An 8,991-nucleotide genomic window follows, 5' to 3' on the forward strand; every position below is an offset into this window, starting at 1 on the left:
GCTTCACGGCGTGTGCCCGGCACCTCGGGGGTGCCGGGCACCGCTGTGTTCTCGGCCATTCGCGTGACGGACATCGCACTCTCCGCCGAACGCCGGGGCAGTCGGAACATTAGACTCGGCAGACCGGCAAGGCTCGACAGATCAGCTCGACTGCAAGGAGGCACGGGTGGCGTTGCTGACCCGCATCAGGGGACCGCGCGATCTCGACCGGCTCGGCCCGGAGCAGCTCAACCAGCTTGCGGCGGAGATCCGAGACTTCCTCGTCGGCGCGGTTTCCAGGACGGGTGGCCACCTCGGGCCCAACCTGGGCGTCGTCGAGCTGACCATCGCCCTGCACCGCGTCTTCGACTCCCCCAAGGACAAGGTGCTCTTCGACACCGGGCACCAGAGTTACGTCCACAAGCTCCTCACGGGCCGTCAGGACTTCTCCAAGCTGCGCGCCAAGGGCGGCCTCTCCGGCTACCCTTCGCGCGCTGAGTCCCCGCACGACGTCATCGAGAACAGCCATGCCTCCACGGTGCTCGGCTGGGCCGACGGCCTCGCCAAGGCCAACCAGGTGCAGCGGAAGGACGACCACGTCGTCGCCGTGATCGGTGACGGCGCCCTGACCGGTGGCATGGCGTGGGAGGCCCTCAACAACATCGCCGCCGCCAAGGACCGCCCGCTGGTCATCGTCGTCAACGACAACGAGCGCTCGTACGCGCCCACCATCGGCGGCCTGGCCAACCACCTCGCCACCCTCCGCACCACCGACGGCTATGAGCGCTTCCTCGCCCGCGGCAAGGACATCCTCGAGCGCACCCCGGTCGTCGGCCGACCGCTCTACGAAACCCTGCACGGTGCGAAGAAGGGACTGAAGGACTTCATCGCCCCGCAGGGCATGTTCGAGGACCTGGGCCTGAAGTACGTCGGGCCCATCGACGGCCACGACATCGAGGCGCTGGAGTCGGCGCTGCAGCGCGCCAAGCGCTTCGGCGGCCCGGTCATCGTCCACTGCCTGACCGAGAAGGGCCGCGGCTACACCCCCGCCGTCGAGGACGAGGCCGACCGCTTCCACGCGGTGCCGGTCATCCATCCCGACACCGGCCTGCCCGTCTCGGCCGCCGGCGCCGACTGGACCTCGGTCTTCGGCGAGGAGATGGTCAAGCTCGGCACGGAGCGCGAGGACATCGTCGCCATCACCGCGGCGATGCTGCAGCCGGTCGGCCTGCACAAGTTCGCAAAGGCCTTCCCCGACCGCGTCTACGACGTGGGCATCGCCGAGCAGCACGCGGCGGTCTCCGCGGCAGGCCTGGCCACCGGCGGGCTCCACCCGGTCGTCGCCATCTACGCCACATTCCTCAACCGCGCCTTCGACCAGGTCCTCATGGACGTGGCCCTGCACAAGTGCGGCGTCACGTTCGTCCTGGATCGCGCCGGAGTCACCGGCTCCGACGGCGCCTCCCACAACGGCATGTGGGACATGTCGATCCTCCAGGTCGTGCCCTCCCTGCGGATCGCCGCACCGCGCGACGCGGACCAGCTCCGCGCCCAGCTCCGCGAGGCCGTCGAGGTCGACGACGCGCCCACCGTTGTCCGTTACTCCAAGGGCGCTGTCGGCCCGGCCGTACCGGCCGTGAGCCGGATCGGCGGAATGGACCTGCTCCGCAGCCCGGCGGACGAGACGGCCCGGCCCGACGTCCTGCTGGTCTCCGTCGGGGCACTCGCCCCGATGTGCATGGAGATCGCCGATCTGCTCGACAAGCAGGGCATCTCGACGACCGTCGTCGACCCGCGGTGGGTCAAGCCGGTCGACGAGCAGTTGCCCGCGCTCGCCGAACGCCACCGCGTCGTCGTCACCGTCGAGGACAACGGCCGCGCCGGCGGCGTCGGTTCCGCCGTGGCCCAGGCGTTGCGCGACGCGGGCGTGGACGTGCCGCTGCGCGACTTCGGCATCCCCCAGCGCTTCCTCGACCACGCCTCCCGCAAGGAGGTCCTGGCCGAGATCGGGCTGACGGCCCCGGACATCGCCCGTCATGTCACCGGCCTCGTCGCCAAGCTCGGCGGTCGGTACGAGGACGAGCCCGCCGATGACGCTCCCGCCGAGGCCGCCCGCGACTGACCCGCGGCCAACTCCCAGTGGCTGGGCCGGTCGGAGTGCTCCGACCGGCCCAGCAGTATTCCCACGCACCGTCACCATCGAGTGAATCCGGCGTTCCTTTCGCTGTAATCCTGGCCACACCTCCCGGGTACGAGAACGATGACGCGGACGGGCAAGCGTGGAGGAGTGCCGGGTGAGTAGCCGCGAAGCGAACAGTCGCAGTGCCGGAGGGGTCTTCCGGACCAAGAGCATCGAACAGTCCATCCAGGACACGGGGGAACCCGACCACGCACTGACACGGTCCCTCTCCGCCCTCGACCTCACCGTCTTCGGTGTCGGTGTCATCATCGGCACCGGCATCTTCGTCCTCACCGGAGCCGTGGCCAAGGAACAGGCGGGCCCCGCGACCGCGTTGGCGTTCGTCGTCTCGGGCATCGTCTGCGCCCTGGCGGCCCTGTGCTACGCCGAGTTCGCCTCGACGGTGCCGGTGGCCGGATCCGCGTACACCTTCTCGTACGCTTCCATCGGTGAGCTTCCGGCCTGGGTCATCGGCTGGGACCTGGTGCTCGAATTCGCGCTCGGTACGGCGGTGGTGGCCGTCGGCTGGTCCGGCTACGTGCGGTCGCTGATGGACAACGCCGGGTGGCATCTGCCCGACGAGTGGGCAGGTCCCACGGTGGCCGAGGGGTTCGGCTTCGACCTGCTGGCCTTCCTTCTGGTGCTCGTGCTCACCGGAATCCTCGTCCTCGGGACCAAGCTCTCGGCGCGGTTCACCGCAGTGGTGGTCGCGATCAAGGTGACGGTCGTGCTGATCGTCATCATCGCCGGCGCCTTCCTCATCGACTCCAGCAACTACGACCCGTTCATCCCCGAGGCCACCGGCAGCGTGAAGGGCTCGGGCCTGGACGCACCGCTGATCCAGCTCATGTTCGGGTACGAGCCCACGACCTTCGGCGCCCAGGGCATCTTCACCGCCGCCGCCGTCGTGTTCTTCGCCTTCATCGGGTTCGACGTCGTGGCGACCACGGCCGAGGAGACCAGGAACCCGCAACGCGACATGCCTCGCGGCATCATCGGTTCGCTGGCGATCTGCACCGTGCTCTACGTCGCCGTCTCGATCGTGGTGACCGGAATGCAGAAGTACACCGAACTGTCGGTGGACGCGCCGCTGGCCGACGCGTTCAAGGCGAACGACAAGCCCTGGTTCGCGGGCGCGATCAGCTTCGGAGCCGCGATCGGCCTGACCACGGTCTGCATGATCCTGCTGCTGGGCCAGACGCGGGTGTTCTTCGCGATGAGCCGGGACGGGCTGCTGCCCCGCTTCTTCTCCAAGACCCACCCGCAGTTCGCCACCCCGTACCGCTCGACGATCCTGCTCGGTGTCATCATCGCGATCATCGCGGGTTTCACCAGCATCGAGGAGCTGGCGGAACTGGTGAACATCGGAACGCTCTTCGCGTTCGTCGTGGTCGCGATCGGCGTCATCGTCCTGCGCCGCACCCGTCCGGATCTGCACAGGGCCTTCCGTACGCCGTGGGTCCCGGTGATTCCGATCCTCTCCGTGTGCGCCTCGCTGTGGCTGATGCTGAATCTGCCCGCCGAGACATGGGTGCGGTTCGGCGGCTGGATGATCGCCGGCTTCTTCATCTACTTCCTCTACGGGCGCTCGCACAGCCGGATGAGTTCCACGACGAAGCTGTAGGAGCCGTACGGCACACGGCACGGCGAACGGCGCCCGACTGCGGGACTCGCAGGCGGGCGCCGTTCGTTGTGCTGCCGTAGGGCGACCGGGCCGGACAGGCCCGGCGCCCGATCAGGCCGGGACGCTCGCGACGCCCGGCTCCAGGAACCGCTTGTCGTTGACGCGCTCCGAGACGCCCTCACGGTCCAGGTACGGCGTGATGCCGCCCAGGTGGAAGGGCCAGCCGGCGCCGGTGATCAGACACAGGTCGATGTCCTGGGCCTCGGCCACCACGCCCTCGTCCAGCATGAGCCGGACCTCCTGTGCGATGGCGTCCAGCGCACGGTCGCGGACCTGTTCCTCGGTCAGGACTGTGTCGCCGACCTGGAAGAGCGCGGCCACCTCGGGGTCCAGCTCCGGCGTGCCGGAGTCGTAGCGGTACAGGCCGCGCTTGCCCGCCTCGACGACCCGGCCGAGGTTCTCCGAGACGCCGAAGCGGTCGGGGAACGCCTGCTGCAGGGTGCCGGCGACGTGGTGGGCGACCGCCGGGCCCACCAGTTCGAGCAGGACGATCGGCGACATCGGCAGTCCGAGCGGGGCCAGTGCGCGGTCTGCGACCTCGACCGGTGTGCCCTCGTCGATCGAGCGCAGCACCTCGCCCAGGAAGCGGGTCAGGACGCGGTTGACGACGAACGCCGGGGCGTCCTTGACCAGTACGGCCGTCTTCTTCAGCGTCTTGGCCACGGCGAACGCGGTGGCCAGCGACGCGTCGTCGGTCTTCTCGCCGCGGACGATCTCCAGCAGCGGCAGGACCGCGACCGGGTTGAAGAAGTGGAAGCCGACGACCCGCTCGGGGTGCTGCAGCTTCGAGGCCATCTCGGTCACCGACAGCGAGGAGGTGTTGGTGGCGAGAATGGCGTGCTCCGGCACGACCGCCTCGACCTCGGCGAACACCTTCTGCTTGACGCCCATCTCCTCGAAGACGGCCTCGATGACGAAGTCCGCGTCGCCGAAGGCGGCCGCCTTGTCCAGCGAGCCGGTGACCAGTGCCTTGAGGCGGTTGGCCTTGTCCTGGTTCACCCGGCCCTTGAGGAGCAGCTTGTCGATCTCCTCGTGGACGTATCCCACGCCCTTGTCGACACGCTCCTGGTCGATGTCGGTCAGGACGACCGGCACCTCCAGACGACGGGCGAAGAGCAGCGCGAGCTGAGAGGCCATCAGGCCGGCGCCGACGACACCGACCTTGGTGACCGGGCGGGCCAGGTTCTTGTCCGGGGCGCCGGCCGGACGCTTGGCCCGCTTCTGCACGAGGTTGAACGCGTAGATGCCGCTGCGCAGTTCGCCGCCCATGATGAGGTCGGCGAGCGCCTCGTCCTCGGCGTCGAAGCCCTGGCGCAGGTCGCCGTTCCTGGCGGCTGCGATGATGTCCAGCGCGCGGTAGGCGGCCGGGGCCGCGCCGTGCACCTTGCCGTCGGCGATGGCCTTGCCGCGCTCCACGGCCTGGTCCCAGGCCTCGCCGCGGTCGATCTCGGGCCGTACGACCTCGAGTTCGCCCTTCAGCACGGAGGCGGTCCAGATCAGGGACTGCTCCAGGAAGTCCGCGCCCTCGAAGATCGCGTCGGCGATCCCGAGCTCGTAGACCTGCTTCCCCTTCAACTGCTTGTTCTGGTTGAGGGAGTTCTCGATGATGACGCCGACCGCGCGGTCGGCGCCGATGAGATTCGGCAGGATCGCGCAGCCGCCCCAGCCGGGGACGAGGCCGAGGAAGACCTCGGGCAGCGAGAACGCCGGGATGGCGGAAGAGACGGTGCGGTAGTTGCAGTGCAGCCCGACCTCGACGCCGCCGCCCATCGCCGCGCCGTTGTAGTACGCGAAGGTGGGTACGGCCAGGCCGGACAGTCGCTTGAAGACATCGTGGCCGCCCTTGCCGATGGCCAGTGCGTCCTCACGGCGCTTCAGCAGTTCGACACCCTTGAGGTCGGCGCCGACGGCGAAGATGAACGGCTTGCCGGTGAGACCTGCACCGACGATCTCGCCGTCCGCGGCCTCCTTCTCGACCTGGTCGATCGCCGCGCTCAGATTGGCGAGCGACTGCGGGCCGAAGGTCGTCGGCTTGGTGTGGTCCAGGCCGTTGTCCAGCGTGATGAGCGCGAAGCGCCCTGCCCCCTGCGGGAGGTCGAGGTGGCGTACGTGAGCCTGTGTCACGACCTCGTCGGGGAAGAGCTCTGCGGCTCCCTTGAGAAGCTCAGCTGTGGTGGTCACTTGTTCCCCTCGAAGTGCGGGTTCTCCCAGATCACGGTGCCACCCATGCCGAAGCCGACGCACATGGTGGTGATGCCGTAGCGGACCTGCGGCTGCTCCTCGAACTGGCGGGAGAGCTGCGTCATCAGCCGGACGCCGGAAGAGGCGAGCGGGTGGCCGAAGGCGATGGCGCCGCCGTACTGGTTCACGCGCGGGTCGTCGTCTGCGATGCCGTAGTGGTCCAGCAGGGCCAGGACCTGCACGGCGAAGGCCTCGTTGACCTCGAACAGGCCGATGTCGCCGATGGACAGGCCCGCCCTGGCGAGCGCCTTCTCTGTCGACGGGACCGGGCCGATGCCCATCACCTCGGGCTCGACGCCCGCGAAGGCGTAGGAGACCAGGCGCATCTTGACCGGCAGGCCGAGCTCCTCGGCCACATCCTCGGCGGCGATGAGGGAGGCGGTGGCGCCGTCGTTGAGACCGGCCGCGTTGCCGGCCGTGACCCGCCCGTGGGCACGGAACGGCGTCTTCAGACCGGAGAGGCTCTCCAGCGTGGTGCCCGGGCGCATCGGCTCGTCGGCCGTGGCCAGGCCCCAGCCGGTCTCACCGGCCTCCTCGTTGGTGCGGCGTACGGAGATCGGCACCAGGTCCTGCTGGATCTTGCCGTTGGCGTACGCCTTGGCGGCCTTCTCCTGGCTGCGCACGGCGTACTCGTCGGCGCGCTGCTTGGTGATGTGCGGGAAGCGGTCGTGCAGGTTCTCCGCCGTCATGCCCATGAACAGGGCGGACTGGTCGACCAGCTTCTCCGAGACGAAGCGCGGGTTCGGGTCCACGGCCTCGCCCATCGGGTGGCGGCCCATGTGCTCGACACCACCGGCGACGACCACGTCGTACGCACCGAAGGAGATGGAGCCGGCGGTGGTGGTGACGGCGGTCATCGCACCGGCGCACATGCGGTCGATGGAGTAGCCGGGGACCGACTGCGGGAGACCGGCGAGGATGCCGGCGGTCCGGCCCAGGGTCAGGCCCTGGTCGCCGATCTGGGTCGTCGCGGCGACGGCGACCTCGTCGATGCGCTCCGGAGGCAGGCCGGGGTTGCGGCGCAGCAGCTCGCGGATGCATTTGACGACCAGGTCGTCGGCCCGGGTCTCGTGGTAGATGCCCTTCGGGCCCGCCTTGCCGAACGGGGTACGGACGCCGTCGACGAAGACGACGTCCCTAGCGGTACGAGGCACTTGGCTCTCCTCCTGATGCGGAACGGGGCGCTGCAAGGCTGCCTGCGACGGCGGCTCTGTCCGCCATGCTACTTGTGGGTAACCACGCTGCCCACCCCTGCCGCCCGGAGCGTCGCAGATCACACCCGGTTGCGGGCGGCGGCGCGGCAGGAAGCCCGTACGGACGCGGAAACCCACCTGCGTACGGCCGTGCGGGGGCGGTTTGCCCGGGCACCTGCTCCGTGCGCTCCCTCCAGGGTGCTCCTGCGGGGGGCCGATCGGAGAACCCCTCCAGGGACCGTACGCCAGGCCCTGGCGGGCATCACCGCCGGAGCGGAGATCGTCAGACTTCGGCCTTCAGCGTCAGACTTCGGCCCTCAGCGTCAGGCTTCGGCCCTCAGCGTCAGGCTTCGGCCTTAAGCGCCCGCGTCAGCAGGGGCACGGTCTGCTCGATCTGCCAGGGCCGCGCACCGTGATCGGCCAGGAAGGACGAGACCGCCTCCTCGGTCGCCCCGGCCGGGGGCTCCCAGCACAGCCGCCGGACTGTGTCCGGCGTGATCAGATTCTCCTGCGGAAGGTTCAGGTCCTCCGCGAGCTGCGTCACGGCCGCACGGGCCGCCGAGAGCCGGGCCGCCGCGGCCGGGTCCTTGTCCGCCCAGGCGCGGGGCGGCGGTGGCCCCGTCAGCGGCTGGCCGGGCTGGGGCAGCTCCTCCTCCGGCAGCGCTCTGGCCCGGTCGACCGCCGTCTGCCACTGTTCGAGCTGCCTGCGCCCCATCCGGTGCCCGAAGCCGGGCAGCATCGCGAGTGCCTGGGCTGCCGAGGGCATCGCGAGGGCGGCCTCCACGATGGCCGCGTCGCCGAGCACCTTGCCGGGGGAGATGTCGCGCCGCTGCGCGATCCGGTCGCGTACGGACCACATCTCCCGTACGACCGCCATCTGTCGGCGCCGGCGCACCTTGTGCATGCCCGAGGTGCGGCGCCAGGGGTCCTTGCGCGGCGGTGCCGGGGGCGCGGCGGCGATGGCCGAGAACTCCTGGCGTGCCCACTCCAGCTTCCCCTGCCGCTCGAGGTCCTCCTCCAGCGCGTTCCGCAGGTCGATGAGCAGCTCGACGTCCAGCGTCGCGTAGCGCAGCCAGGGCTCGGGCAGCGGGCGAGTGGACCAGTCGACGGCGGAGTGACCCTTCTCCAGGGCATAGCCGAGGACGCTCTCGACCATGGCGCCGAGCCCTACCCGGGCGAAGCCGGCGAGCCGCCCGGCGAGCTCGGTGTCGAACAGGCGCTGCGGTGTCATGCCTATCTCGCGCAGACACGGCAGGTCCTGGGTGGCGGCGTGCAGTACCCACTCCGCATCGCCCAGCGCCGCGTTCAGCGTGGAGAGGTCCGGACAGCCGACCGGGTCGATGAGCGCGCTCCCGGCACCCGCGCGCCGGAGCTGTACGAGATAGGCCCGTTGGCCGTAGCGGTAGCCGGACGCTCGCTCGGCGTCGACGGCCACAGATCCAGTTCCGGCGGCGAAGACGGCCACGACCTCGGCGAGACCGTCGGCCGTGGCGACGACCGGGGGGATGCCCTCACGGGGCTCGAGCAAGGGGACCGGTGCCGGTTTGAGTTCGGGGCCCTCGGTGGCGTCCGCCGGTGAGGCAGTGCTCCTGGGGGTTCGCAGTGTGCGGTCTTCTGCGGTCTCTTGGGCATCGGTCACCCGTCAAGGGTATCCGTGGATGCACGGCGCCCGCCGACGGAACTGGATCTGTGGCCGTCGACGCCGAGCGAGCGTC

At 69.9% G+C, this 8,991-nt stretch carries 5 protein-coding genes; 2 read left to right on the forward strand and 3 right to left on the reverse strand.

The annotated features are described in order from the left end of the window. Positions 1 to 166: 166 nt before the first annotated feature. Complete coding sequence (gene dxs, locus AB0M26_RS10550) at positions 167 to 2,101, forward strand: 1-deoxy-D-xylulose-5-phosphate synthase (RefSeq protein WP_365257729.1); 1,935 nt, start codon at positions 167 to 169, stop codon at positions 2,099 to 2,101. Positions 2,102 to 2,273: 172 nt separating this feature from the next. Beyond that, a complete protein-coding gene (locus AB0M26_RS10555; RefSeq protein ID WP_365257732.1) occupies positions 2,274 to 3,782 on the forward strand; it encodes an amino acid permease in 1,509 nt (502 codons plus the stop codon). A gap of 111 nt (positions 3,783 to 3,893) precedes the next feature. Here the strand turns inward: AB0M26_RS10555 and AB0M26_RS10560 are convergent, their stop codons facing one another. The 3 genes from AB0M26_RS10560 to AB0M26_RS10570 all read right to left on the reverse strand — a co-directional run bounded on the left by AB0M26_RS10560 (position 3,894) and on the right by AB0M26_RS10570 (position 8,915). Beyond that, complete coding sequence (locus AB0M26_RS10560) at positions 3,894 to 6,023, reverse strand: 3-hydroxyacyl-CoA dehydrogenase NAD-binding domain-containing protein (RefSeq protein WP_365257735.1); 2,130 nt, start codon at positions 6,021 to 6,023, stop codon at positions 3,894 to 3,896. Then, a complete protein-coding gene (locus AB0M26_RS10565) occupies positions 6,020 to 7,237 on the reverse strand; it encodes an acetyl-CoA C-acyltransferase (protein ID WP_365257738.1) in 1,218 nt (405 codons plus the stop codon). The genes AB0M26_RS10560 and AB0M26_RS10565 overlap by 4 nt, the downstream gene beginning before the upstream one ends. A 382-nt stretch (positions 7,238 to 7,619) precedes the next feature. Further along, positions 7,620 to 8,915, reverse strand: a complete 1,296-nt coding sequence (locus AB0M26_RS10570; protein WP_365257741.1) for a ribonuclease D — start codon at positions 8,913 to 8,915, stop codon at positions 7,620 to 7,622. Positions 8,916 to 8,991: the final 76 nt, after the last annotated feature.

Origin of the sequence: Streptomyces sp. NPDC051776 (assembly GCF_040681345.1) — a bacterium.
In the GTDB taxonomy this organism is placed as follows: domain Bacteria; phylum Actinomycetota; class Actinomycetes; order Streptomycetales; family Streptomycetaceae; genus Streptomyces.